At 38.0% G+C, this 24,735-nt stretch carries 23 protein-coding genes; 11 read left to right on the forward strand and 12 right to left on the reverse strand.

All coding sequences use genetic code 11. The features are described 5' to 3' along the window. The first annotated feature begins 36 nt into the window (after positions 1-36). Positions 37-690 (forward strand): hexitol phosphatase HxpB, encoded by a 654-nt coding sequence (hxpB, locus tag ELS83_RS02975; RefSeq protein WP_171594040.1) that lies wholly within the window; start codon positions 37-39, stop codon positions 688-690. Here hxpB and ELS83_RS02980 read toward each other — a convergent pair. The 7 genes from ELS83_RS02980 to hpt form a co-directional block, all read right to left on the reverse strand. Beyond that, positions 662-1,189, reverse strand: a complete 528-nt coding sequence (locus tag ELS83_RS02980) for a shikimate kinase (protein ID WP_171594041.1) — start codon at positions 1,187-1,189, stop codon at positions 662-664. The two genes, hxpB and ELS83_RS02980, sit on opposite strands and share 29 nt — an antisense overlap. A gap of 57 nt (positions 1,190-1,246) precedes the next feature. Further along, the gene (locus tag ELS83_RS02985) at positions 1,247-3,847 is read right to left on the reverse strand and encodes a DNA gyrase/topoisomerase IV subunit A (protein WP_171594042.1); all 2,601 of its coding nucleotides are present in this window, start codon (positions 3,845-3,847) and stop codon (positions 1,247-1,249) included. Positions 3,848-3,903: 56 nt separating this feature from the next. Continuing rightward, positions 3,904-5,736 (reverse strand): DNA topoisomerase IV subunit B, encoded by a 1,833-nt coding sequence (locus tag ELS83_RS02990; RefSeq protein ID WP_171594043.1) that lies wholly within the window; start codon positions 5,734-5,736, stop codon positions 3,904-3,906. 264 nt (positions 5,737-6,000) lie between these two features. Beyond that, positions 6,001-6,693 (reverse strand): phosphatase PAP2 family protein, encoded by a 693-nt coding sequence (locus tag ELS83_RS02995; RefSeq protein WP_171594044.1) that lies wholly within the window; start codon positions 6,691-6,693, stop codon positions 6,001-6,003. Between the two features lie 14 nt (positions 6,694-6,707). Next, positions 6,708-7,697, reverse strand: a complete 990-nt coding sequence (gene obgE, locus ELS83_RS03000; protein ID WP_171594045.1) for a GTPase ObgE — start codon at positions 7,695-7,697, stop codon at positions 6,708-6,710. Between the two features lie 12 nt (positions 7,698-7,709). After that, positions 7,710-8,315, reverse strand: a complete 606-nt coding sequence (locus tag ELS83_RS03005; protein ID WP_171594046.1) for an adenylate kinase — start codon at positions 8,313-8,315, stop codon at positions 7,710-7,712. Positions 8,316-8,318: 3 nt separating this feature from the next. Next, a complete protein-coding gene (hpt, locus tag ELS83_RS03010; RefSeq protein ID WP_171594047.1) occupies positions 8,319-8,858 on the reverse strand; it encodes a hypoxanthine phosphoribosyltransferase in 540 nt (179 codons plus the stop codon). 291 nt (positions 8,859-9,149) lie between these two features. Here hpt and purE point away from each other — a divergent pair, with 291 nt between their 5' ends. From purE to ELS83_RS03030, 4 genes are all read left to right on the forward strand, one after another. Further along, positions 9,150-9,656 (forward strand): 5-(carboxyamino)imidazole ribonucleotide mutase, encoded by a 507-nt coding sequence (gene purE / locus ELS83_RS03015; RefSeq protein ID WP_171594048.1) that lies wholly within the window; start codon positions 9,150-9,152, stop codon positions 9,654-9,656. A gap of 180 nt (positions 9,657-9,836) precedes the next feature. Beyond that, a complete protein-coding gene (locus tag ELS83_RS03020; RefSeq protein ID WP_171594049.1) occupies positions 9,837-10,646 on the forward strand; it encodes a PorV/PorQ family protein in 810 nt (269 codons plus the stop codon). Positions 10,647-10,655: 9 nt separating this feature from the next. Beyond that, positions 10,656-12,689: a helix-hairpin-helix domain-containing protein gene (locus tag ELS83_RS03025; protein WP_171594050.1), complete on the forward strand. Its 2,034-nt coding sequence runs from the start codon at positions 10,656-10,658 to the stop codon at positions 12,687-12,689. 53 nt (positions 12,690-12,742) lie between these two features. Then, the gene (locus ELS83_RS03030) at positions 12,743-13,216 is read left to right on the forward strand and encodes a PaaI family thioesterase (protein ID WP_171594051.1); all 474 of its coding nucleotides are present in this window, start codon (positions 12,743-12,745) and stop codon (positions 13,214-13,216) included. 3 nt (positions 13,217-13,219) lie between these two features. Here the strand turns inward: ELS83_RS03030 and ELS83_RS03035 are convergent, their stop codons facing one another. Continuing rightward, positions 13,220-14,125: an RluA family pseudouridine synthase gene (locus ELS83_RS03035; protein WP_171594052.1), complete on the reverse strand. Its 906-nt coding sequence runs from the start codon at positions 14,123-14,125 to the stop codon at positions 13,220-13,222. A 344-nt stretch (positions 14,126-14,469) separates the two neighbouring features. Between ELS83_RS03035 and ybaK the strand changes: the two genes are divergently transcribed. The 6 genes from ybaK to ELS83_RS03065 all read left to right on the forward strand — a co-directional run bounded on the left by ybaK (position 14,470) and on the right by ELS83_RS03065 (position 19,405). Further along, positions 14,470-14,961, forward strand: coding sequence for a Cys-tRNA(Pro) deacylase (gene ybaK / locus ELS83_RS03040; protein ID WP_171594053.1), 492 nt, complete (start codon positions 14,470-14,472; stop codon positions 14,959-14,961). Beyond that, entirely contained in the window at positions 14,955-15,593 is a 639-nt protein-coding gene (locus tag ELS83_RS03045) for an HAD family hydrolase (RefSeq protein WP_171594054.1), read from the forward strand. Before ybaK ends, ELS83_RS03045 begins: the two co-directional genes overlap by 7 nt. 55 nt (positions 15,594-15,648) lie before the next feature. Next, positions 15,649-16,302, forward strand: a complete 654-nt coding sequence (locus ELS83_RS03050; protein ID WP_171594055.1) for a DUF5020 family protein — start codon at positions 15,649-15,651, stop codon at positions 16,300-16,302. A gap of 22 nt (positions 16,303-16,324) precedes the next feature. Further along, positions 16,325-17,623, forward strand: a complete 1,299-nt coding sequence (locus tag ELS83_RS03055) for an NCS2 family permease (protein WP_171594056.1) — start codon at positions 16,325-16,327, stop codon at positions 17,621-17,623. 153 nt (positions 17,624-17,776) lie between these two features. Beyond that, positions 17,777-18,436 carry an outer membrane beta-barrel protein gene (locus tag ELS83_RS03060; protein ID WP_171594057.1) on the forward strand — a complete coding sequence of 220 codons (660 nt, stop codon included), beginning with the start codon at positions 17,777-17,779 and terminating at the stop codon, positions 18,434-18,436. Between the two features lie 117 nt (positions 18,437-18,553). After that, on the forward strand, positions 18,554-19,405 hold the full coding sequence (locus ELS83_RS03065; RefSeq protein ID WP_171594058.1) for a hypothetical protein: 852 nt from the start codon (positions 18,554-18,556) through the stop codon (positions 19,403-19,405). A gap of 168 nt (positions 19,406-19,573) precedes the next feature. On the opposite strand, the gene ELS83_RS03070 is transcribed toward ELS83_RS03065, so the two are convergent. From ELS83_RS03070 to lipA, 4 genes are all read right to left on the reverse strand, one after another. Next, positions 19,574-20,809 carry a uracil-xanthine permease family protein gene (locus ELS83_RS03070; RefSeq protein WP_171594059.1) on the reverse strand — a complete coding sequence of 412 codons (1,236 nt, stop codon included), beginning with the start codon at positions 20,807-20,809 and terminating at the stop codon, positions 19,574-19,576. A gap of 216 nt (positions 20,810-21,025) precedes the next feature. Continuing rightward, positions 21,026-22,735: a single-stranded-DNA-specific exonuclease RecJ gene (recJ, locus tag ELS83_RS03075; protein WP_171594060.1), complete on the reverse strand. Its 1,710-nt coding sequence runs from the start codon at positions 22,733-22,735 to the stop codon at positions 21,026-21,028. A 23-nt stretch (positions 22,736-22,758) separates the two neighbouring features. Beyond that, positions 22,759-23,463 carry a lipoyl(octanoyl) transferase LipB gene (gene lipB / locus ELS83_RS03080; protein ID WP_171594061.1) on the reverse strand — a complete coding sequence of 235 codons (705 nt, stop codon included), beginning with the start codon at positions 23,461-23,463 and terminating at the stop codon, positions 22,759-22,761. After that, positions 23,456-24,334 carry a lipoyl synthase gene (gene lipA / locus ELS83_RS03085; protein ID WP_171594062.1) on the reverse strand — a complete coding sequence of 293 codons (879 nt, stop codon included), beginning with the start codon at positions 24,332-24,334 and terminating at the stop codon, positions 23,456-23,458. Before lipA ends, lipB begins: the two co-directional genes overlap by 8 nt. Between the last annotated feature and the right edge of the window lie 401 nt (positions 24,335-24,735).

The following is a 24,735-nucleotide window of genomic DNA, read 5'->3' on the forward strand; positions in this document are numbered from 1 at the left end:
TTTAAATATCATTTAAAAAAAGACTACTTTTGCCCCATGATTAAGGCAGTAATATTTGATATGGATGGGTTGTTGATCAACTCTGAACCATTTTGGCAAGAAAGCGAGAGGCTGGTTTTTAATGCTTTAGGTGTAGCAACCAGTAAAGAATTGTTCGAAATTTTTATGGGCAAAAGAATCGATGAAGTGGTTGATGCCATGTGGGACATTCAAAGCTGGAATCACAAATCAAAAGCCGATGTGGTGGAAGATATTGTAAACAATGTAATCAAGCTTGTGAATGAAAAGGGAGAAGCCTTAACAGGCGTTTACAATATTTTAGAATCTTTAAAGCAATCTTCCTTAAAAGTTGGCCTGGCTTCCTCTTCAAAAATGAAAATTATAGAAGCTGTTCTTGATAAACTGAAGATTCGCGAATATTTTGAAGTAGTTCATTCTGCTGAATTCGAAGAATATGGCAAACCTCATCCGCAGATTTTCATTTCAACTGCAAACATGCTAGGTGTACAAGCACATGAATGTTTGGTGTTTGAAGATTCGTTAAACGGTGTAATTTCTGCTCTTGCAGCTAACATGAAATGTTACGCGATACCGGAATCAGGCGCACTAAACCTTAACAAGTTTATTATTGCCAATAAAACTTTAAATAACCTGGACGAATTTAAGCTTTCTGATTTAAAGAGTTTATAATTGGATCTAAAAGCTGGATAAAACTTTCCAATTCTAAATCACCTGAAATGATTTTATACTTTGCCTGTTCATAAAATCCTTTTCTTGAATCGAGGTGCTTTGTGATGTATTCAAGAAGTTCATCATGAGAAAAGTTTTTCACAAGCGGACGCTCTGTCTTTGAGCTTGTTATGCGCTCTCTTAACAGTTCAGGAGATCCTTCAATATAAAGGGTTTCTCCCATCTTGTTCATTTGCTCCATATTATTGTTGAAGCAGGGTGCTCCTCCTCCTGTGGCTACGATAACCTGATCAAATTCGGCGATAGACTGTAAGGCAGCATATTCTCTTTCACGAAATCCTTTTTCTTCAAATTTTGCAAATATTTCAGGAATAGTCATCCCTTCACGCTCCTCAATATGCGTATCCAAATCAAGAAATCGAAATCCATAATGATTGGCAATCATCTTGCCCCATCTCGATTTTCCACATCCCATATATCCTACTAAGAATATTCGCATAGCTATCAGAAAAAACAGGTGTCTACGACACCTGATTGATTACATTTTTATTTCCATTTAATCGTCACTACTCTGGGTTTCGGGCTCATTCACCTCAACCGTCTCGGCCTGATCTTCTGTAATTTCGTTTTCGCGCGGAAGCGGTTCAAGCTCCTTAATCTTGGCAATTTCGTAGATACTTAAACGTTTCCCTCTTGCCTTGTAAGATTTAACGCCAATAAAGTCCTCACCTTCGATAATTTCATTTGGACGGTCTTCATTCTTTCCGCCAAAGGCAATCTCGAATCTCGGATATTTTTCGTCGGTAAGAATCAGCATTTTGTTTTCCGGATTATCACCGATAAAACCAGTTGGTTTACCATTTCCTTCCATGGTAAATCTTTTCAGGTACCAATATTCCTGATCGGCATCATAAAATACGGCCGACCATACTTTTTCCGCTTCGAATTTTTCAATTATGCTGATATTATCAGAGTAATGATTGCTCAAATCGAAACTTGTAAAATGGAAAGACGCCGGTCTGCTAACAACCAAAATTCGATCATCGCCAAGGAATTCTCCAAGGAAATCTCCTCGCTGATCGGTATTCAATCTCAATACATCAGGATCGAACCAAATTTTACGACCTCCCAGGGTCGAAACACCTTCATGCTTCAGAGTGATTTTATGCACATCATTTCTGGATAAAATGTTACCCATCGATGCTCGTCCTTTTACTGCCAATTCTGCAAAATCGAACTCGAAGTTCAATTTCTTCAATCTTGGTTTTGGTTTCAAGACAACGCGAATTATTTCCGCTTCACCATTTGGATTGGCAGTAAAGTATAAAATTCTGGAACCTGCACTACCTTTTGTAAGGTCGTATTCTTTATCCCTGGTAATACTAGTTACCGAGAAACGTTTCACATAGCAAATTCCACCTCTGCCATCGCGATAAGCGACATTGTAAATGGTTCGTTTATCGTTTTTACGGAAAACGGCTATGTGTAGTATATTTTTACCAATGAATGACTTCTCTGCAACCTTGGTTACAAAGTAAGTTCCATCTTTTCTAAATACGATAATATCATCAATATCAGAACAATCGCAAACATATTCATCTTTTTTCAGACCCGTTCCCATGAAACCATCTTCACGGTTGATGAATAATTTTTGATTGGCCACCACCACTTTGGTAGCAACAATATTTTCGAAAGATCTGATTTCTGTTTTTCTCTCTTTTCCTTTGCCATATTTCTTCTTAATGGCCTGGAAGTAACGAATTGTAAACGGAATAATGTTAGCAATGTGTACATTGATTTCCTCAATTTCGTCCTCAATCGATTGGATGTAATCCTTGGCTTTATCGATATCGAATTTCGAAATGCGCTTGATTTTGATCTCTGTTAATCGAACAATATCGTCGTGGGTTACAGCTCTCATTAAGTGCTTTGTATGAGGTTTCAATCCCTCATCAATGGTTTCAATGATTGCTTCCCAGGTTTCACATTCCTCAATATCGCGATAGATTCTGTTTTCGATAAAGATTCTTTCCAAGGATGCATAATGCCATGCCTCTTCCAGCTCACGTTTGCGAATTTCCAGCTCAAGTTTCAGTAGGGCAACTGTATTATCTGCCGAACGTTTCAGAATTTCCGATACTCCAATAAATTTTGGGGTATCATCTTCGATAATACATGCATTTGGCGAAATTGATGTTTCACAATCGGTAAATGCATAAAGTGCATCTATGGTTTTATCTGATGAAATACCATTCCCCAAATGAATTAGGATCTCAACATTTGCGGCAGTATTGTCATCGATTTTTTTGATCTTGATTTTTCCCTTATCATTGGCCTTAATGATTGAATCGATCAGGCTGGAAGTAGTCTTCCCGTAAGGTATTTCAGTAATCTTTAGTGTCTTGTTATCAACTTTCTCAATTCTGGCACGAACTTTAACTGCACCACCTCTTAATCCATCATTGTAACGACTTACCTCTACCATACCGGCAGTTGGGAAATCCGGATAAAGTTCAAACTCTTCCTCTTTAAGATAGGCAATACAAGCCTGAATCAACTCATTGAAGTTGTGAGGTAGAATTTTTGATGCCAAACCTACAGCAATCCCTTCAACACCTTGTGCCAGCAACAATGGGAATTTTACAGGAAGGGTAATTGGCTCCTTGTTTCTACCATCGTAAGACAGTTTCCAATTGGTGGTTTTAGGATTGAATAAAACCTCGAGGGCAAACTTCGACAAACGGGCCTCGATATAACGAGGTGCTGCTGAAGAATCTCCGGTAAGTATGTTTCCCCAGTTCCCCTGGGTATCTATCAACAAATCTTTTTGTCCCAACTGAACCAAAGCATCACCAATGGAAGCATCACCATGCGGATGATACTGCATTGTGTTACCAATAATGTTCGCTACTTTATTGTAACGTCCATCGTCCAGTTGTTTCATGGCATGCAAGATCCTACGCTGAACAGGTTTAAGACCATCGTTCACGTATGGAACAGCACGTTCAAGGATTACATAAGATGCATAATCGAGAAACCAATCCTGGTACATACCTGACAGGTAGGTCACATTTCGCATGGCTTCTGATTGGGCACCGTTCAACTCATTGTCCAACTCCTCCGGGTTCTCCATATCTTGTCTCTCTTCGCTACTCATAGAGATTTTAGGGTTTAAAGGTTTTTATTCGATTTGCTGCTTTGGGTCATCAAGGATTAGATCTCATCTTTCTCTACATACAAGTTGTCGATAATAAACTCCTGTCGTTTCGGAGTATTCTTACCCATGTAGAATTCCAGCATTCCTGATACTGAATCATCTTTCTTCATCACAACAGGATCAAGTCTGATGTCTTTACCAATGAAATTTTTGAACTCATCAGGTGAAATCTCACCCAATCCCTTAAATCGTGTAATTTCTGGTTTTGCACCTACACGTTTAATTGCTTTTTCTCTTTCCTCATCGGAGTAGCAATAAAAGGTTTTTCTTTTATTTCTCACCCTGAACAAAGGGGTTTGCAAAATGTAAAGGTGTCCTCCTCTTACCAAATCAGGGAAGAACTGTAGAAAGAAGGTGATCAACAACAACCTGATGTGCATACCATCCACATCGGCATCCGTTGCGATAATTACGTTGTTGTAACGTAATCCTTCCATTCCATCCTCAATATTTAAAGCTGCTTGCAGCAAATTAAATTCTTCGTTTTCGTAAACAATCTTTTTGGTTAGTCCATAAGTATTAAGCGGCTTCCCTTTCAAGCTAAATACCGCTTGTGTGTTTACATTTCTTGATTTTGTTATCGATCCACTTGCAGAATCACCCTCGGTAATAAAAATGGATGTTTCTGATTTTTGTTCATGCTTTGAATTGAAGTGAACTCGACAATCGCGTAATTTTCGGTTGTGCAGACTTGCTTTCTTCGCTCTCTCTTTGGCAATCTTCTTAATTCCCGATATGGCTTTACGCTCTTTCTCGTTCTCAAGAATCTTTTTGTACAGAACATCGGCTACCTCCGGATTTTTATGCAAGTAATTATCCAGGTTAGAGGTTACAAAATCCATAATGAAATTACGTACCGACGGACCATTCGGGCCAATATCTTTCGATCCCAATTTGGTTTTGGTCTGCGACTCGAAAACCGGTTCTTCCACTTTCACACTAATGGCAGCAATAATGGAAGTTCTGATATCTGAAGTATCGAAATCTTTTTTGTAAAAGTCGCGAATTGTTTTCACTACTGCCTCGCGAAATGCGGCAAGGTGTGTACCACCCTGTGTGGTGTGCTGCCCATTCACGAAAGAATAGTATTCCTCTCCATATTGGCGACCATGAGTCAGGGCAATTTCAATATCGTCACCTTTCATGTGAACAATATTGTACAATCCCTCTGAGTTCATATTTTCTGTCAGAAGGTCTAAGAGACCATTTTTCGACAAGAATTTTTCCCCGTTAAAGTAAATGGAAAGACCAGCGTTCAGATACACATAGTTCTTAAGCATGGTTTCGATGTACTCCGAAATATAACGGTAGTTCGGAAACATCTCTTCGTCGGGGTGGAAAGTAATTTTCACACCATTTTTTTCTTCTGTTGACTGTACCTCTTCTTCGTTTAAAAGCACACCTCTTGAGAAATGGGCTTTTTTAACCTCTCCTTCCCGATAAGATTCAATCACGAAATCGTCCGAAAGGGCATTCACAGCCTTAATCCCGACACCATTCAAACCAACAGACTTTTTAAAGGCTTTGGAATCGTACTTTGCCCCGGTATTCATTTTAGAGGTTACATCAATCACCTTTCCTAAGGGAATTCCTCGTCCGTAATCACGAACGGTTACTTTGCGATCGGAAATGGTAACCTCAATGGATTTACCAATTCCCATTGCGAATTCATCAATGGAATTATCAATTACCTCTTTTAATAGAATATAGATACCATCGTCATGGGAAGATCCATCGCCCAATTTCCCGATATACATGCCGGGACGTTTACGAATGTGTTCTTTCCAATCGAGTGTACGTATTGAGTCTTCAGAATATTTTGCAGTCATGAAAATTTCGCGTTTTTACAAATATAGCTAAAAGAACGTTTCCTAAGAAAGTAGTTTATCAACAGCCTGTTAAAAGGCAGTAGGAATCATACATTCGAGAAAGAATGCCTCAAACATATTTCTCTAAAAATCAACCCAAATGATCATGAAAATCAAAATCATTCCAAATTAAGGGGAAGTTTAATTTTATCGAAAATGCAAGCTTCTATTTATCAATAATCGCATGAAAATGATATTTGAAGCTTCGAGAAAGAAAATATCAGCTTAAAACAAACCGTACTTTAAGAGCTTTCTTACCACCAGGCAAATGGTTAAGATTTCGACTGATGCAACAGCAACAATCAGCCAGACTGCGGAGTAATTTAAGACATCTATACTTCGTCTTCCTCTCGATACAGATCCACTTCGAGAACTTGTAAACCACTTGCATAAGCGATAAACTGCGTAACCCAAAATTAAGCCTAGAATCATACCTCCAATAACATCTCCGGGAAAATGAACACCAAGATAAATACGCGTGTAAATCACCAACAAAGACCAGGAGAAAATGAAGAATGTGTACAATTTATTCCTGAACAAAAGGGAGGTAAATAGCGCAAACCCAAATGAATTGGTTGCATGAGAAGATACAAATCCATATCTCCCTCCCTTGTATCCACTTACCAGGTTTACAATACCTTCCAGGCTTGGATCGTGACTTGGACGAAATCGTTCAAACACATTTTTGAACAATTGTGTTGAAATCTGATCGCATAAAAAGATCAGGAAAAATGCTCCCAGTATCCACCACAAAGCTTCTTTGCCTTTCACTTTGTAGATTTGATACAGCAGGAGAAGGTACAAAGGAATCCAAAATTCTTTTCGGGTAAAAAACATCATTACAACATCCCAAAATGGTGTATTATGGCTGTTCAACCATATTAAAAGCTCTTTATCCAATTGAATTAGGGTATCCATTCGCAAGTTTATTTTTATTCGTTAATTGCTTTCCAAATCATGTCTTTTAGTTCCATGATTCCTTTTTGAGCCACTGAAGATATGAAAACAGATGGAACATCAGGCAAATCCTTCTTAATTTCATCCATTAATTCCTCATCGAGCATATCCGATTTGGTAATTGCCAGCAAACGTTGCTTATCCAGCAGCTCAGGATTGAATTGCTTTAGCTCGTTTAAAAGTATCTTGTACTCGTTGTGGATATCGTTGCTATCTGCAGCCACCATAAACAACAGTACGGAGTTTCTTTCGATATGACGCAGGAATCGTAATCCCAGTCCTCTTCCCTCATGAGCCCCTTCAATAATTCCAGGAATATCAGCCATAATAAAGGAGCGATCGTCGCGATAGGCTACAATTCCAAGGTTGGGAACCAGTGTGGTAAAATGATATTCTGCAATTTTTGGTTTTGCTGCCGAAACAACAGAAAGAAGTGTAGATTTTCCAACACTCGGGAATCCTACCAAACCAACATCAGCAAGAACCTTAAGTTCCAAAATCACCGATCGTTCTACTCTCTCGCCTCCCGATTGAGCATATCGTGGTGTTTGGTTGGTTGAAGATCTGAAGTGCCAGTTTCCCAGTCCTCCACGGCCACCTTTCACCAAAACTTTTTCTTCGCCATCTTCGGTTACGTCGAAAATTACTTCGCCGGTTTCGGCGTCGCGGGCTACTGTTCCAAGTGGTACTTCAATTACTTTATCTTCACCATCGAAACCGGTACTTCTACTCTGACTTCCCGATCCACCATCGCCAGCAAATACATGTCGGCTAAACTTCAGGTGAATCAAGGTCCAAAGTTGCGCATTGGCACGTATAACAATGTGACCACCACGACCACCATCACCACCATCAGGACCTCCTTTCATCGTTAATTTATCACGATGAAGGTGTGTTGAACCATTTCCTCCAGCTCCCGATCTACAAAAAATCTTTACGTAATCAACAAAATTAGATCCCGACATAGTTTTAATTTTCTATCGCACTTCTGCATAAACAGGTTTTATCGATAATTGTTCCTCAACAAGTACCGATACTCTATCCAATACTTCATTCATCGATCCCATGGCATCGACAGAGAAATAGACTCCTGCTTTCTTATAATCTTCTGCAATTGGTGCAGTTACATCATCATAAATTCGCAAACGCTTTTCTATTACTTGACGTCCGCTATCATCTGGTCTACCCGAGGTTTCTCCACGCTTCAACAGTCGCTGAACCAACTCCTCTTCCTCTACCTTAAGTTCGACCACAATATCAACCTTACTGTTTCGTTTGCTTAGCATTTCGGCAAAAACGGGAACTTGTCCTACATGTCGAGGCATGCCATCGTACACAAAACCTTTCGCTTCGCTATTGGAATCGATAAATTTCTCAACAATACGGTATGCCAACTGATCTGGAAAAAAGTTTCCTCCATCAATCAATCTTTTCGCCTCTAATCCTTCAGGAGTCGCTTTTTTAATCTCTTCCCTGCAAACATCTCCGGTCGAAAGATGAATCAAGCCAAATCGTTCTTCCAACAATTTAGATTGTGTTCCTTTTCCCGAGCCCGGAGGTCCAAACAAAACAATATTCAGCATTCTTTATTCAATTACAGTATAGATATCCGGAAGGTTACGTCCCATTCCATCATAATCTAATCCTCTACCAACAATAAAATCATTAGGAATATCCATTCCAACATAGTGCAATTTCACATCTCTGATTAAGGCATCAGGCTTGAATAACATTGTTGCTACCAATACCTCTTTTGCTTCGTAATCTTTAATTTGCTCTAGGGTATTCGAAATGGTGATTCCTGTATCAACAATATCTTCCAGTAAAACAACAGTACGATCTTTTAAATCTTCGGTAAAGCCCATCAATTTTTTCACTTTACCAGTTGTACTTGTTCCTTCGTACGATGACAAACGCATGAATGTAATTTGAGCGTTATCAACGGTAATTTGCTTCATCAAATCTGATGCAAACATGAAAGAACCATTTAAAATACAAATGAATAATGGATCTTTTCCTGCCAGTTCCTTATTCATTTTTTCAGCCATTTGGGCAATTACTTTATCAATTTCCTCAGCTGGAATTGATACTCGAAATTCTCGATCAAGAAGTTTTACAGTTTTCATTAGTCTTTAATAATTTGTCTTAGTTGTCCGATTTCCCCCTTCAAATAACCTGAATTATCGGGCGATTAAGGCAATGCCCTAAGCTATCGTTAATGTATTCTTATCCAATTTCCGATCAGAAAATAAAAAATGTTTCAACTCCATATGGAACATACATATTTTTTTTTCATTTTTACGCCATAAAATTAGCGACGGATGCAGGTTCACATTTTGGAATTAAAACAATTCCTGATTTTGCTGCAAAAGTACAATTTTTTGTCATTTTATTTATTAAATCCACGAAAAAACCAGATGAAAGCAAAAGTTAGTATTATAATGGGCAGCACATCGGATCTGCCAGTTATGGAAAAAGCGGCAAAAGTTCTTAATGATTTTAAAATTCCTTTCGAAATCAATGCATTATCTGCTCACAGAACGCCGGAACAAGTAGAAAAGTTTGCTAAAAATGCCAAAGATAACGGTATCCAGGCAATTATTGCAGGTGCAGGAATGGCAGCTCACCTTCCGGGTGTTATTGCAGCAATGACTTCAATTCCTGTTATTGGTGTACCGATTAAGGCTTCTCTTGATGGAATGGATGCTCTTTTGAGTATCGCTCAGATGCCTCCGGGAATTCCTGTTGCAACAGTTGGTATTAACGGTGCAATGAACGCAGGTATTTTAGCGGCACAAATTCTTGCTGTTGGTGATGAAAATTTGCAAGAAGCTGTGATCGAATTCAAAGAAGGCTTGAAAGATAAAATCGTAAAAGCAAACGAAGAACTATCGACTGTAAAGTACGATTTCAAAACAAACTAGGATAGGATATACCTAATTTTCAAAATAAATCTGCATTTCTTTATGATTTGCAGATTTTTTTATTTTATTTTAACAATAAGATCCTCATATTGATAATCTAAGATTAAGCCATAAAGCGCATAAGCGGTTTGAGTTCAAGTCAAATGATTGAAATTTGATTCATGAATTCAAGACAAAACCATGCGCAAACTGTTACTCATTCTGCTAATTGCTCCCTTTGCAGCTAGTGCTTCTGATGGCAACAGACCTTCAGGAGCCAGGGCATTTTCTTTAGGCAATGCTTCTGTTGCTCTTTTTGATGAATGGTCGGGCTTTTATAACCAGGCAGGCCTCTCATTGCTGAAGAAAAAATCCTTTGGTGCATACTACGAAAACCGTTTCTCAATTAAAGAGTTAAGCACCAAATCTCTTCACCTCAATTTTCCAGGCAAATTTGGAACATTTGCCGGAAGCTACTCACAGTTTGGGTTTGAATTATACAAAGAATCTAAAATTGGCATTGCCTATTCCAGAGAATTAGGCAAAAATCTCTGGGCTGGCATTCAATTCAATCAGCACAGTAAAAAACTGAGTTCGGAATTTGGCTCTCAATCGAAGTATACATTTGAAATTGGTTTACTTGCCGAAATCAGCTCAAATTTTTATTTGGGATTTCACATCTCAAATCCCAACCAGGAAAAATTCCAATACACGGATTACGATGAGCCTATTCCCACAATTGGTCGGTTTGGATTTTCATGGAAACTTTCCAATGGAGCAATGATCTGCTCCGAAATACAAAAAAATCTAGATGATGATCTCCAAGTAAAAGCTGGCATTGAATACCCTATTCATAAAAAACTATCTCTGCGTGTCGGTGTACATAATCATCCAAACTCGATTTGTTTAGGCCTTGGTTTCAACTTTAGCCATTTAAAAGCAAATATTGGCTTCTCTCGCCATCCTGTTCTTGGTTACACCCCTTCTGCCGACATTAGTTTTCAATTTTAAATCCAGAAAATGAAATCAATTCGAATCTTATTGCCAGTTTTAATTTTGATCTGTTTTTTGAAGGTCGCACAAACCCAGAACACTGCCAATGAACAGGATATCATCGAGAATATCATTGAAAACATTGCGGCACAGGATGAAAACAACACAGATTTCACAAATTTGCTGGAAGAAATTCGCAGCTTGATTCAAAATCCGATTAATGTAAATACGGCCCATTCGCGTGAATTAGAGAAGCTTTACCTTTTAAATAAAAACCAAATTGAACAACTTTTAAAATACCGTGAAGAGAATGGAGAAATTCTAAGCATTTACGAACTGCAATTAATTCCAGGTTTTTCAACTGATCTTCTGAGAAATATCGCACCACTGATTTCTACAAAAACAAAGCTAAAAAGCTACCAGTCCAAATCCTTATGGCAACTGCTCTTGCTGCGAAGCGAATACAGTTTCGAAAAGGAAGAAGGATATTTCACCGCAAACAGCAATTCGAGATATTTGGGAAACGCCTGGAAATATTATAGCAGATACCAGCTGGAAACACCAAAATCAGGTATTCAATTTGGTATCACTGCAGAAAATGACAAAGGCGAGGCTTTTTTTACACATCCAAACTCCACGGGTTTTGATTTCTACTCTGCTCATTTGCAGAAAAAATCGAATGGATTTATTCAACAAATCAATCTGGGCGATTACCAGGTTAAATTTGGGCAAGGACTAATTTTATGGTCGGGAATGGCCGGTAAAAAATCTTCATTTACCACCCAAAATGCAAAGAAATACCAGGGGATCAGAGCCTATAAATCAAGCGATGAAAATCGTTTTTTTCGAGGAGCTGCAATAGTACTCAATCCTTTCAAGCAAATTCAACTGGCTACTTTTGCTTCCTATAAAAAAATAGATGCAAGCACTGAAGATGTTCCAAACCCTACTTATATTTCGAGCATTGTAAACACCGGTTTGCATCGCAACAGAAATGAGATGAAGCAAAAAGACGCCTTGGAAGAAAATCTTTATGGCGGATGTGTAAACTGGAATATCAAGAATTTCGAGCTCGGGATCTCCTACATCCAATACACTTATTCACCAAAAATTAAAATCAATGAAAAGGCCTACTCCCAGTATTATTTCAAAGGAACACACAATCACAACTTAAGTTTTACCTACCAATGCCAAATCAGTAATTTTCATTTGTTTGGAGAAATTGCCCAATCAAAATCCGGGGGCAAGGCAATTTTGCAAGCTGCAAACATCCATATCCATCCTAAATTAAATCTGGAAAGCATTTATCGCAAGTTCGAAAAGGATTACCATGCACATTTTTCAAATGCTTTCTCGGAGCAAAGCAAAAATCAAAATGAGGAAGGATTGTATTTTGGCATCACTTTTCATCCTTTTCCTAAGTGGACCATTAAAGCTTATTACGATCAGTTTGAGTTTCCATGGTTGCGTTACAAGGGTAGTGCTCCAGGCACGGGACATGAGTATTTCTCACAAATTGAGTATACAAAAAATGAAAACCTATCGCTTTATTTTAGATACAAACAAGAAAATAAAGCAGAGAATACAGTTTCCGAATTTATTAGTACGCCGCTGGAATTTGAAAAAACACAATATCGTCTTCACCTTTCGGCAAAACCAGGCAGCCAGTGGGAAATTAGAAACCGGGTGGAATTTTCACATTATAAACAGTCAGAAAAAAGTGAAAATGGATTCTTAATCTACCAGGATATTATTTACAGAATGCAGCAAATCCCCCTGCAATTTAGTTTGCGATATGCCATATTCGATACAGATTCGTACAAGACCCGAATTTACGCCTATGAAAGCGATATTTTATACGCCTATTCGGTTCCTGCTTACTACAAAAAAGGCAGTCGATTTTATTTCAACATGTCTTACAAAATCAGCAAGAAATTAAGCCTGTATGCAAGGTATGCACAAAGCAAATATGCACATACCGAAGGCATTGGCACAGGCACCTCGAGAATAAAAGGCAATGTGAAATCCGACTTAAAAGTTCAGCTAAAATTCAGATTTTAGATTTTTCTCTATCGAATACTTGTTGTACTTTCGAACTCATAAAATTGAGAATAATGAAAAAAATAATCAACCCATATCGTTCCACTGAAAATGGCAAGTGTTTTGGCTGCTCCACTGATAATGAGCAAGGTTTACAAATGGAATTTTTCGAAGAAGGCGACTATGTGATCTCTGAATGGGAACCAAAATCCCATTTATCTGGTTTTAAGAATGTACTACATGGTGGGATTCAAACTACCATACTGGATGAAATTGCTTGCTGGGTTGTTTTCGTAAAGTGCGAAACAGCTGGTGTGACCACTGCTTTAAATGCAAAATTTAAAAATTCGGCTTTTACCGATAAAGGAAAACTTACGGTTCGTGGCAAACTTATTTCCAAAGACAGACGGTTTGCAAATATTCATGCCGAAATTCTCGATCCGGAGGGAAAAGTTTGTTCGGAAGCCGAAGTTCAGTATATGATTTTCCCACAAGAAATGGCCATTAAAAAATTTGAATATCCAGGAATTGATGCATTTTACCAGTAGGCATTAGACCTTTTCAGTTTCTGAATTGTATTTCAACCATCGCTTCTCCTCCATTTCCATAAATCGACCGAATTTATATGGAGGATCGATGGTAATTCTCATCTCCTCTGAGCTATCGGGATGGATAAATTGCAATTCGGTGGCGCATAAAAACAAACCTTTTCCCCTCAGAATTTCACCTTCGGTACCATATATTTTATCGCCCAAAATTGGATTTCCCAATCCTGCCATATGAATTCGCAATTGGTGTGTTCTTCCAGTTTCGGGATACAAATCAACCAAACTTAAAAATCGGTTTCGAATGGAAGGTGACTTTTTTACAAGTCGGAAGGTACTTACCGCATCCTTACCATCGACCTGCATATCAATTTTACCTCTCTCGGGTAGAGAGCCGATTACCACGGCAGTATATCGTTTTTTGATGACTCTTTCCTCGAACTGCTGTCCCAATTTCGCAGCAGCATCGCCCGTTTTTGCGATCAACAACAAACCACAGGTTGGACTATCAATTCGGTGAACCGGGCGAAAAACTGGCAGGGCATTCTTCCTCATAGAAGGACGCAAGTTGTAGGACAAAGCATTTTGAATGGTTCGAAATTGATTTCCACTCACCGAAATTCCACCTGGCTTATTAATCAAAGCGATATAGTCATCCTCGTAAATAATTTCCAATGGCAATTTATACACTTTACTTGGAGGGAGTTCCAGGTCGCATAATTCAATTTTAAATCCTGCTTTTACCCATAAACCAGTTGAAGCTTCACTACCATTTACCCTGATCAATCCTCTTTTTATGGCCTTTTTAATTCCTTGATTGGTATTGATACTTTCGAAAATTTGCAAAGCATATTCTTGCAATCGAATGGTTTCCGTTCCTTCTGGAACAACGTGAGCTTCAATGACTACCATGACTCAATAAAATAGTTAGGAAATGTGATTTCTTTATAAAAGATAGCAAATTCGGAACAAAAAATAATTTTAAATAAGATATCAGCAATGTAAATGTAAAGAAAGTCCGAAATGTTAAGACTAGCCCAATTTTAATTCAATAAAAATTAAAACTACATTTTTTTAAGGTCTCGAATCGGCCTTAAAACAGGACATTTGGGACAAACTGTTTTGCAAATCGTCTTGAAACAATTTTGAAATTTAAAATTTTTACTATTTTTGCCGCTCATTAAAAAATATCATCTGGGAAACTGGTAATTCCCGATCCGAAGAAAATCTTCAGGCTCGGGCCAAAAAACGAAAGGATGAAGAAAACCAATGCAGCCCGTATACTAGACAGGGCAAACATAGAATATGCGATTATCGATTACGATACAGATCCAATCGAATTGGGAGCTGAACGCGTAGCCGAGAAAACGGGTCAGCATATTCGTCACATCTACAAAACTCTTGTACTTTCCGGAGACAAAACGGGAGTTATTGTTGCCTGCATACCTGGTTCATCCGAACTCGATCTTAAATCCATCGCACAAATTAGCGGAAATAAAAAATGTGCAATGGTTCCTATGAAAAACATTCAAGAACTTACCGGTTACATCCGTGGTGGATGTTCTCCCCTTGGCATGAAAAAAGATTACCCTTTATATCTCGATCAATCGGCATTAGAAATGGATTATATCCTGATAAGTGCTGGTTTAAGAGGCAAACAAATCAAAATAGATCCTACCGATCTTCATTCGGTAACCAAAGCAACCTCTTGTTTCATCTCAAATCCCAAAAGCGAAAAAGCATGTTAAATTATAAAGCATTCATATGGGATTACAACGGAACTTTACTCGACGATTTATCGATTGGAGTTTTGAGTATCAACAAAATGCTTGAAAAAAGAGGATTGCCTTTGCTAACCATTGAACATTATCGTGAGGTTTTCACTTTTCCGGTGAAAAGTTATTACGAAGCTGTAGGATTTGATTTCGAAACCGAAGATTGGGATAAAGCGGCAAACGAATTTATAGATCATTATACTGAGTTGTTGCCACAATCCGGAATTTTCCCGGAAGCCATCGATCTGCTTTCGCTTTTTAACAAAGAAGGCAAAAAGCAATTTATTTTATCGGCAATGGAACAAAATATGCTTCACAATTCGACACAAAGTGAAGAAATCAGCCAGTATTTTGACGAGATATCAGGAATTGATAACATATACGCAAGCTCGAAAATTGACAACGGCTTACAATTGATGAAAAAACATGAATTACAAGCAAATGAGGTATGCCTTTTTGGCGATACGACTCACGATTTCGAAGTGGCAAAAAAATTGGGTTGCGATTGCATTTTAATTGCTTCCGGTCATCAATCCTATCAAAAATTAAAGGAAACTGGTTGTCCTAAGGTAGTCAACCACATTAAAGAGATCATAAAGAATTAAACAACCATTTATAATATTTTTACCTAATTAATTTCTATTAAACAATCATTTTATTATGAAAAAACTAATTGCAATTTTCGCTGTTTTGGTATCTTTTGCTGCTAATGCACAAAACTTTCAAATTCACCGCGATTTCGACAGAGGTCATTTCACTTCTACTTTTGAAATGTTCAAAATGGACAAGTGGGGTAACACTTTCACATTCATCGATTTTGATTACGATGCTGAAAACGGAATCAACCAGGGTTACTTTGAAATTGCTCGTGTATTGAAAACAGAAAAAATGCCTATCGGTTTGCATATTGAGTACAATGGTGGTGTAGGTAGCGCAGAAACACCTGTTGGTAATTTTGGTTACACAATCAACAATGCATGGATTTATGGTGTAAACTATGCTAAAGGTGGTGCTAAGAGCGGTTTCTCAACTTATGCAGGTTACAAAGCAATTAAAGATGCTGGCGAAGCTAACTTCCAAATCACTGGTACATGGTATGTTAACTTCTTCGAAGGTAAAATGACTTTCTCAGGATTTGCTGATCTTTGGACTGAAAATGGTTTGTCTGATGACACTGTATTCCTAACAGAGCCACAATTGTGGTACAACTGTTCTAAAAACATCTCATTTGGTGGTGAGGTTGAAATTTCTAACAACTTTGCAGGTGGCGATTTCGAAGTTCGTCCAACCCTTGCTGTGAAATGGAATTTCTAATCAATTTTAAAAACAAAACATCATGTTAGATAAGTTTTTTAACATTACAAAACAGGGTTCGAACGTAAAAACTGAGGTTGTTGCCGGTATCACTACCTTTATGACAATGGCATACATCCTAGCGGTGAACCCGGATATTTTAAGTGCAACCGGAATGGACAAAGGAGCTGTATTTACTGCAACTGCTATTTCGGCGATTATCGCAACTTTGGTAATGGCCTTGGTTGCCAAACTTCCTTTCGCATTGGCTCCAGGTATGGGTTTGAATGCATTCTTCGCTTTTACCGTAGTATTGGGAATGGGATACAGCTGGCAATTTGCATTAACAGCAGTATTTCTTGAAGGTATTATCTTCCTTTTACTTACAGCGTTCAACATTCGTGAGCTCATAGTAAACTCCATTCCGTTAAACCTAAAACATTCTGTTTCGGTAGGTATCGGTCTATTTATTGCATTTATTGGTTTAAAAGGAGCTGGTGTAATTGTTGATAACCCTGCAACATTGGTAAGCCTTGGCGATATGAAAAGCCCAAGCGTAATTGTTGGGTTAGTTGGTATCCTTGTAACAGGTGTTCTTTTTGCAAGAAATGTAAAAGGATCTTTGTTAATCGGTATTCTTTTCTCAACAATTTTAGCACTGATTTTAGGTGTAACTCAAATGCCGGAAAACTACAAGTTTGTAAGTCTTCCGCCATCTGTTTCTCCAATTTTCTTCCAGTTCGATTTCTCTCAGATCTTGACCATTGACATGGCTATCGTACTTTTCACATTCTTATTTGTGGATATGTTCGATACTGTTGGAACTCTTGTTGGTGTAGCTTCTAAAGCTGATATGTTGGACAAAGACGGTCGTGTACCACGCGTGAAGCAAGCATTATTTGCTGATGCTATTGGTACTTTCTTCGGATCAATCTTAGGTACTTCAACCGTAACTACTTACGTAGAGAGTGCTGCTGGTGTATCTGAAGGTGGTAAAACGGGTATGACTGCTCTTACAACAGCTGGTATGTTTGCTCTTGCATTGTTATTTGCTCCTGTATTTATCATGATTCCTTCGGCTGCTACTGCTCCTGCTTTGGTTATTGTAGGTTTGTTCATGATGTCGCCAATTTTGAAGGTAGACTTAAACGATTTTACAGAAGCAATTCCTGCATTCCTTTGTATCATTATGATGCCATTAACATTTAGCATCGCTGATGGTATTGTATTCGGAATGTTGGCATATGTAACCTTGAAGTTACTAACTGGTCGTTACAAAGAAATTAGTCCGGTAATGCTTATAATCGCGGTATTGTTTATAATTAAATTCTATTTTGCCTAATTGATAGCTTAATTCAAAATAGAATTTTCCATATTCAAAATCCCTTTTCACTTCGGTGGAAAGGGATTTTCTTTTGCCCACAATGCATCTCTTTTCAACAATATCAAAATCTATTTGTTACAAGAGAGATAGAAATTAATAAAAACTCCAGCTATGAGATTAGTACAATTCATTGCAATAATTATGTCTGTATTCTGTTTTTCAAGCATTAAAACAGAAGCTCAGAATAAAAATCAAGAGCGTAAATTTTTTCTGAAACTGTATGGTGGTGGAAGCCATGTTTCCAACATGAATATCAACGGACAAGATGCTGAATTGTTGAATTCAATAAATGTAGATACAAAAATTGGTTTTTCATCGGGCATCTCGATCGGATATCAATGGAACGAAAAAATAGCAACTGTTTTGGGCTGGGAATACAAATCAAACAGTTCGTCCACAAGTATCGACAATATGGAATACGATGGAAATTATGCCTCAAACACCATTTATCTAGATGGACTTTATTCATTGTACAAAAATGACAAATCAACCCTTTATACCGGGGCAGGATTGGCGATGATAGAAGAAATAGATTTAGATTATGAAACCAATGGTTCAGAAGTATCATTCTCAGACTCTGGACGTATTGGGGTTCATTTAATTCTGGCATACGATTATGAATTAAGTCGAAGATGGATACTCAACACTGAACTGAGAAAATCCTTTTTCTCAAAATTCGACCTTAAGGAGGAAGGCGGTTCAAACCAAACACTTGTTGATTTAAAATACAACCCAACGACTTTAAATATTGGCATCAAGTACATGTTCTAATGCTTGCTTGTTCTTACTTCAAAAACATTTCAAGTCATCTGCTTGATTTTATTCTTGTATAACTTTTCTTAAACAATTTCGTAAACCTCTGCATATCACCCTTAAAGAAGTTGCTGTATGAGGATAAGAAAAGAATTATGCTACTTTGTAGCCTCTATTATCATGTTTGGCTCATGCGATTCTACAGAGCACGAATTGGAGGTCAACATTACCAACCCGGTAAACGTTGAAGAAAATGCCATGGTAAATTGCATTATCGAAAATATCTTAAACGAAGTTGAATACAATGTTCTGAGCATTGAAAACGGTTTTACCACAAAGCAAGATTCCCTTCCACAGGTTAAGGTTGTATATAATGACAATTCAGATCAGGCAAGTTCCGTAATTATAGACTATGGCAGCGAAAACAGAGCTGATTACCTGGGCAGATTAAAGAGAGGAAAAATCAGCACCAAGCTAGATGGGATTATCTCTGACAAAAACTGTTGTCTCGCTATTGAGTTCCAGCATTTTTACATCAATAATCTTAATGTATCCGGGCATATCGAACTGAATGGTTCAGGCTTGTCATCCAATCAGAATTTACAATTTGAAGTAATATTTAATGATCTGATTTTTACCGACGAAAAAGGCAATTCCTATTCATTGGAAGGTACAAAAACAAGAGAATGGATTGAAGGTTTCGAAACGGCGGATAATCCCTGGGACGATCAGTTTCTCATTGGTGGAATAACAACAGGTGTCAATTCTGAAGGCAGGGAATACAAATCAGAGATATTAACACCATTGTTAATAAGTCATGCCTGCCAATTTATTCCTGTAGGCGAGGTTCTTTTTTCTCTCAAAAACGAAGAATGCACCTACAATTATGGCTCAAACTTATGCGACAATAAGGGTTTCTACATCAAAGAAGATGAGAAAATAGACTTCGAATACGGAAGGTATCAGTTCCGCTACCAAAGCAAGTAAACACATCCATCAATTGAATAAAATAAAAAAGCCCCAAAAAGGGGCTTTATATATAAAAGGGATGTTAAAACCTAAACTAAGATTCAGGTTAACAGAATCAAATTTAATCAATTTTTAACAGAATACTTATTAAAAGAGCAATTATTTCAATAAGCATCTAATTATCAGCTATTCTTTTACTTCACTTCCTTTAATTGGATTCGATTTATCTGGCAATATCAGGTTTAACACAACGCCTACTACCGAAGCCAAACCAATTCCTGCTAAAGAGAAGTTTCCATAACTAATTTGAGCACCACCAATACCAACTGTTAAAACAACAGAGATAATTACCTGGTTTCTTGTTTTTGTAAAGTCGGTTTTTGCATCAATCAATGTCTTGATACCAATACCAGCAATCATACCAAAAAGCAATAGCATAATACCACCCAATACAGCCTGTGGAATGGTTTTTAAGAATGCACTTACCTTACCAATTAAAGAGAAAACCAAAGCGGTAACCGCCGCAATTCTCAATACTCTAGGGTCAACAACCTTTGTTAATGCAATTGCACCTGTTACTTCCGAATAAGTGGTATTTGGAGGTCCTCCAAAGAATCCTGCAAAAGCAGTAGCAACACCATCGCCCAATAAGGTTCTGTTTAATCCTGGCTTTTTCACAAACTCTTTGTTTGCTACACCACCAATTGCGTACATATCACCAACGTGCTCGATAATTGGGGCAAAAGCAACCGGAATCATATACAAAATTGCACTCCAGTTTAATTCCGGACGAACAAACTCAGGCAAAGCGAACCACGCAGCTTCTTGAATTGGCGTAAAATCAACCTGTCCTAAAACCACAGATACGACATAACCCACAACAATTGCCGAGAAAATAGGAATCAGCTTAAGCATTCCTTTGGTATACACAACAATTAAAATTGCAGTTAACAAAGCAACCGAAGAGATAATCCAGTTGGTTTTAGCCATATTAACAGCAACTGGTGCCAATGACAAACCAATAATCATGATTACAGGTCCAACCACAATAGAAGGGAAAATTTTCTCAATTACTCGCAATCCCCAAACTTTAATAATTCCTGACACCAGGCCATAAACCACACCAACGGCGATTAATCCCGATAAGGTTCCAGGCAAACCATAAAGTTCTGTTGCTGCAACAATTGGAGCAATAAAGGCAAAACTACTGCCTAAAAAAACAGGAACCATACCTTTTGTGATTAAATGAAAAATCAAGGTTCCGATTCCTGCTGTAAATAATGCGACTGCTGGGTCAATACCAACTAACAATGGGACTAGTACTGTTGCGCCAAATGCAACAAAGAGAAATTGTACTCCCAAAACAATTCTTTTCGTGGGACTTTGGAATCCCGGAGCCGTAGCTTCTTGAGTAAGGATCATAAAATGGATTTAAAAATTCACAAATTGGCGCAAAGATAATAAGCTTCGCGAAACTGACAAATTTGAAACCCCCAATAAATCAACGCAAAGGAGTGCATGAATCAGAAAAATCTCAATTAGATCCTTGATTAGAAAAAATTAATCTTTTAATCTGTTTTTTCTTAAACAGATCGAGACTAATTAAACTGTAAACAATAATTTTTGGAAGTATAAATTCTAGAATTTAATATCGCGAACCATCAATTGGGTCTCCACTTTCCCCATATATTCATTCTCTTGTACCGAGTAACAAACATCGAAAGGTGAACCGCTTGATATTTTAGAATACAAATTCCCCATCGAAAAAGCAATACCGCCTTTTACATCTCCTTCGCGGATATCATCAACCACCGAAAGTTTCAGGTGTTCCTTATTTCTGCCAACTGGTCGGCTGTAGCCATAATCAACCACTTTCTCGCTAATAAAAACAGGAGTCATATTTTTAGGACCAAATGGCTCAAATTGTTTCAAGATGCGGAAAAATTTAGGTGTAATGTCAGATAGTTTAATACTGGCATCAACCTTAATTTGAGGAACCAACATGTCGTCGGTAATGTTCTCGCAAACATACTCTTCGAAACGCTGTTGAAATGCACTTACATTTTCAATTTTCATGGTTAATCCGGCTGCATATTTGTGTCCACCAAAGTTTTCCAACAAATCACTGCAAGCCGAAATGGCATTGTACAAATCAAAGCCATCAACCGAACGGGCACTACCCGTTGCAAAGCCATTCGATTCGGTAAGAATTACTGTTGGCTTGTAATAGGTTTCGATCATACGAGATGCTACAATTCCAATTACTCCTTTGTGCCAGTTACGATCGAATAGAACAGTACTTTTCTTTTCAAGTAAGGCTTTGCTTTTTGCAACACGATCCAGGGCATCATCGGTAATGGTGTGATCCAACTCTTTTCTATCCTCGTTTAAACCATTAATGGTATCTCCAATTAAAGTTGCAGCTTCTTCCCTTTCGGCGATTAGCAACTGCACGGCATGATTTCCAGACTGGATTCGACCTGCTGCATTAATTCTCGGGCCGATCTTAAAAACGATATCATTCACACTTAAATCCTTGGTTACCCCTGCAAGATTTAAGATCGTTTTTAATCCCAGGCGTGGACTTTCATTCAGCTGCTTTAAACCAAAATAAGTCAACACACGATTTTCGCCGGTAATGGGAACAATATCCGAAGCAATGCTTACCGCGAGTAGATCAAGCAAAGGAATTAAAGTTTCAAAGTCCCAGTTTTTCTTTTGGGCTAATCCTTGCATCAATTTAAATCCAACACCGCAACCCGAAAGTACATCACAAGGGTAGTCGCAATCACTTCTTTTCGGATCAAGAACTGCCACAGCATCAGGCAGAGTTTCATCTGGTGTATGATGATCACAAATGATAAAATCTACCCCTTTTTCGCTTGCATAGGCAATTTTTTCGATGGCTTTAATACCACAGTCCAAAGCAATTATTAGGCTGATATTATTTTCGGCAGCATAATCGATTCCGGTTTTCGAAATTCCATAACCTTCCGAATAACGATCTGGAATATAGTAATCGATAAAATCGAAATGAGATTTTAGATAAGTGTATACAAGAGCAACAGAAGTGGTTCCATCAACATCGTAATCGCCATAGACCATTACGCGCTCTTGTTTTTCCATAGCAGTCACCAAACGATCTACTGCATGGGTCATATCTTTCATCAGGAATGGATCGTGCAGATCTTCAAGACTGGGACGAAAAAAAGCCTTGGCCATTTCGAAGTTTGTGATTCCTCTCTGAACTAACAGATTGGCAATCACTCGGTCAACACCCAATGATTCCATTAGTGCGCCAACCGTTTCTTCTTCGCCCGGCTCATTTATTACCCATCTTTTTTCCATACCCAAGATTTTAGCTAGCCAAATTAGTCAATTTCCAGCTTCATATCAAACAGATTTGCGATATGATTTTTTAAATTATGTTTTACCTCTTCAATATCAAGCTCTTTGCCTAGCTCTTTTTTTAATGAAGTTACACCTTTATCAACAAATCCGCATGGGTTTATGTAATCGAAATACTTTAAATCGGTATTTACATTGAAGGCAAAACCGTGCATACTTACCCAACGGCTTACACGCACACCTATGGCACAAATCTTTCTCACTCTTGGAGTACCTACATCTAACCACACACCAGTTGCACTATCAAGGCGTGTTCCTGTTAAGCCATAATCAGCAATACAGTTAATCACGGCCTGCTCTAATGTTTCGATGTATTTTTTAATTCCCATATCGTAAGTTTCCAGGTTTAGAATCGGATATCCCACAATTTGTCCCGGACCATGATAGGTGATGTCGCCACCTCGATTTATTTTATGAAAACTTGCCTCTTTTGCTTGCAACTGCAGCATATTAAGCAACATGTTCTGCTCTTTTCCACTTTTCCCTAAAGTGTACACATGCGGGTGCTCACAAAACAAAAGGTAGTTGTTCGATAATTTTTTCTCTTCTGCAGGAAGATCGGCATTGGCCTGACGCGATTGTAATACTTCCTGAAACAAGTTCTCCTGGTAATCCCATGCCTCTTTATAATCGATTGAGGCCAGGTCTCTGAAAATCGTATTAATCATTTTTTAAAGCCTGCTTTAAGTTCAGCGCATTCACATGTCGCTCTGCATGATATGATGAACGAACAAGAGGTGTACTTTCCACAAAAGAAAATCCTTTTTCAAGTCCTACTTGCTCATATTTTTTAAACACTTCAGGTGTAATATACTCCTGTAACTCAAGATGCTTTCGGGTTGGCTGTAAATACTGACCTATGGTCATAACTCTTACACCTACTGCCAACAAATCATCCATGGTCTGATATATTTCCTCTTCGGTTTCACCAAGCCCAAGCATGATACCTGATTTTGCAACAATTCCCGAATCTGAAATTTGCTTCAGAACCTTAAGGCTGACATCGTAACGTGCACGACTTCTTACCTCTGGGGTTAGTCGGCGAACGGTTTCCAGGTTATGAGAAATTACCTCAGGTTTTTCTTGAATCACGCGATCCACATCTTCTGGTTTCCCATTAAAATCGGGAATCAAAACTTCTAATGTAGTACCAGGAGTGGTAGCTTTAATCTCTTTGATACATTCTGCCCAAATTCCTGATCCTCCATCTTCCAAATCGTCACGATCTACCGAAGTAATTACAGCATGTTTTAGTTTCATCAGCTTAATGGAACGAGCCAATCGCTTTGGTTCTTTCGTATCCACCGGAAGTGGTTTTCCGGTTGGAACATTACAAAACTTACACGCCCTGGTACAAATATTCCCCAAAATCATGAAAGTAGCCGTTCCATTTCCCCAACATTCTCCTACATTCGGACATTTACCACTAGAACAAATGGTATGCAATCCGTGTTCCTGAACAATGCCGTTTACATAGGCATAATCATCTCCTTTTGGCAACTGTATTTTTAGCCAATCCGGCTTTCTTTTTATTTTCATTTTTACTTCTCCCTATTTCAAGCGAAAATCGGTTTTTACACCTGATTATCAAGCTAAAAATTCTACAACAATATGAATTTTTGCAATAAAATTTCAGTTCATGCAAAGGTATTCGAAAGGATTGAATTAGCACTCAATTTCAAAAGTTTTTTCCTTGTTTTTGAGGATCGATATTATTTTGATTCAATCTAAATACCGTTAATTATGATGCAATATTAAAAAATAAAATTTTGACTACCATGCCATTTGCATGGCAATTAAGAATTTTTAACCCGATGGGCTCTAAATCTGCAATTTGAGTGCCACTATTTCCGTAAAAATCACAACTAGTTTATTTTTTTACAAGTATTTATAGCGATGAATTCACAAATTGCTCAGGTTATTATATCTTTGTGCCCGAA

The organism is Marinifilum caeruleilacunae (assembly GCF_013141825.1).
GTDB classification, from domain to species: Bacteria; Bacteroidota; Bacteroidia; order Bacteroidales; family Marinifilaceae; genus Marinifilum; species Marinifilum caeruleilacunae.

Excerpts from the sequence above, each read along its gene's own strand:
- hxpB (WP_171594040.1), top strand. The coding sequence starts at position 37 with ATGATTAAGGCAGTAATATTTGATATGGATGGGTTGTTGATCAACTCT.
- ELS83_RS02980 (WP_171594041.1), bottom strand. The coding sequence starts at position 1,189 with ATGCGAATATTCTTAGTAGGATATATGGGATGTGGAAAATCGAGATGG.
- ELS83_RS02985 (WP_171594042.1), bottom strand. The coding sequence starts at position 3,847 with ATGAGTAGCGAAGAGAGACAAGATATGGAGAACCCGGAGGAGTTGGAC.
- ELS83_RS02990 (WP_171594043.1), bottom strand. The coding sequence starts at position 5,736 with ATGACTGCAAAATATTCTGAAGACTCAATACGTACACTCGATTGGAAA.
- ELS83_RS02995 (WP_171594044.1), bottom strand. The coding sequence starts at position 6,693 with ATGGATACCCTAATTCAATTGGATAAAGAGCTTTTAATATGGTTGAAC.
- obgE (WP_171594045.1), bottom strand. The coding sequence starts at position 7,697 with ATGTCGGGATCTAATTTTGTTGATTACGTAAAGATTTTTTGTAGATCG.
- ELS83_RS03005 (WP_171594046.1), bottom strand. The coding sequence starts at position 8,315 with ATGCTGAATATTGTTTTGTTTGGACCTCCGGGCTCGGGAAAAGGAACA.
- hpt (WP_171594047.1), bottom strand. The coding sequence starts at position 8,858 with ATGAAAACTGTAAAACTTCTTGATCGAGAATTTCGAGTATCAATTCCA.
- purE (WP_171594048.1), top strand. The coding sequence starts at position 9,150 with ATGAAAGCAAAAGTTAGTATTATAATGGGCAGCACATCGGATCTGCCA.
- ELS83_RS03020 (WP_171594049.1), top strand. The coding sequence starts at position 9,837 with ATGCGCAAACTGTTACTCATTCTGCTAATTGCTCCCTTTGCAGCTAGT.
- ELS83_RS03025 (WP_171594050.1), top strand. The coding sequence starts at position 10,656 with ATGAAATCAATTCGAATCTTATTGCCAGTTTTAATTTTGATCTGTTTT.
- ELS83_RS03030 (WP_171594051.1), top strand. The coding sequence starts at position 12,743 with ATGAAAAAAATAATCAACCCATATCGTTCCACTGAAAATGGCAAGTGT.
- ELS83_RS03035 (WP_171594052.1), bottom strand. The coding sequence starts at position 14,125 with ATGGTAGTCATTGAAGCTCACGTTGTTCCAGAAGGAACGGAAACCATT.
- ybaK (WP_171594053.1), top strand. The coding sequence starts at position 14,470 with ATGAAGAAAACCAATGCAGCCCGTATACTAGACAGGGCAAACATAGAA.
- ELS83_RS03045 (WP_171594054.1), top strand. The coding sequence starts at position 14,955 with ATGTTAAATTATAAAGCATTCATATGGGATTACAACGGAACTTTACTC.
- ELS83_RS03050 (WP_171594055.1), top strand. The coding sequence starts at position 15,649 with ATGAAAAAACTAATTGCAATTTTCGCTGTTTTGGTATCTTTTGCTGCT.
- ELS83_RS03055 (WP_171594056.1), top strand. The coding sequence starts at position 16,325 with ATGTTAGATAAGTTTTTTAACATTACAAAACAGGGTTCGAACGTAAAA.
- ELS83_RS03060 (WP_171594057.1), top strand. The coding sequence starts at position 17,777 with ATGAGATTAGTACAATTCATTGCAATAATTATGTCTGTATTCTGTTTT.
- ELS83_RS03065 (WP_171594058.1), top strand. The coding sequence starts at position 18,554 with ATGAGGATAAGAAAAGAATTATGCTACTTTGTAGCCTCTATTATCATG.
- ELS83_RS03070 (WP_171594059.1), bottom strand. The coding sequence starts at position 20,809 with ATGATCCTTACTCAAGAAGCTACGGCTCCGGGATTCCAAAGTCCCACG.
- recJ (WP_171594060.1), bottom strand. The coding sequence starts at position 22,735 with ATGGAAAAAAGATGGGTAATAAATGAGCCGGGCGAAGAAGAAACGGTT.
- lipB (WP_171594061.1), bottom strand. The coding sequence starts at position 23,463 with ATGATTAATACGATTTTCAGAGACCTGGCCTCAATCGATTATAAAGAG.
- lipA (WP_171594062.1), bottom strand. The coding sequence starts at position 24,334 with ATGAAAATAAAAAGAAAGCCGGATTGGCTAAAAATACAGTTGCCAAAA.